General features: G+C 67.3%; 1 protein-coding gene and 1 pseudogene. Both read right to left on the bottom strand.

What is annotated here, in order from left to right:
* On the bottom strand, positions 1-230 hold a 230-nt coding region (locus tag M8J73_RS44555; RefSeq protein ID WP_249829937.1), incomplete at its 3' end, for an alpha-amylase family glycosyl hydrolase.
* Positions 227-758: pseudogene (locus tag M8J73_RS44550) on the bottom strand (alpha-1,4-glucan--maltose-1-phosphate maltosyltransferase); the annotation flags it as partial. The gene M8J73_RS44555 and the pseudogene M8J73_RS44550, both read right to left, overlap by 4 nt.

The following is a 758-nucleotide window of genomic DNA, read 5'->3' as shown; positions in this document are numbered from 1 at the left end:
CGCAGGGGGGATTTGAAGAAGGGCGGGAGCCAGATGCAGTCGATGCCCAGCCATTGCAGGTAGTCGAGTTTCGCGGTCAGGCCCTTGAGGTCGCCGATGCCGTCGCCGTTGCTGTCCTGGAAGGACCGGACGAGGACCTCGTAGAAGACGGCGCGTTTGAACCACTCCGGGTCCCGGTCCTTCTGCGGCGTGTCCTCGAAGGTGTCCGGGATGGGCTTGTTCATCGTCATCGGGTACCGGGCCCTCCGTTCCGAGCCGAGGACCGGGCGTCGTCGGCGTGGACCCCGACGTGGAGGATGTGTGCGGGCGCCCGGCCCGGCTCCAGGCGCACGTAGTTCGTCCTTCCCCATCGGTAGGTCTCACCCGTCAGCTCGTCGTGCATCGGCGCGTTCTCGTCGGGGCCCAGGCCGAGTTCCGCCATGTCGAGCGAGACCCGGGCGGTCTGCGTGTGGTGGGGGTCGAGATTCACGACCACGAGGACCGTGTCGGGGCCGGTGCGCTTGCTGTACGCCATCACCGCGTCGTTGTCGGTGTGGTGGAAGCGCAGGTTCCTGAGCCCGTGCAGTGCGGGATGGCGCCGGCGGATGTCGTTCAGAGCGGTGATCAGCGGGGTGATGGTGCGTCCTTCGCGTTCGGCTGCTTCCCAGTCGCGGGGGCGGAGTTGGTACTTCTCGGAGTCGAGGTACTCCTCGCTGCCGGGTTTGAGGGGGGTGTTCTCGCACAGTTCGTAGCCGGCGTAGACGCCCCAGGTGGGGGAG

The organism is Streptomyces neyagawaensis, assembly GCF_023516595.1.
In the GTDB taxonomy this organism is placed as follows: Bacteria; Actinomycetota; Actinomycetes; order Streptomycetales; family Streptomycetaceae; genus Streptomyces; species Streptomyces neyagawaensis.
This window is presented reverse-complemented; position numbering and strand designations above follow the sequence as displayed.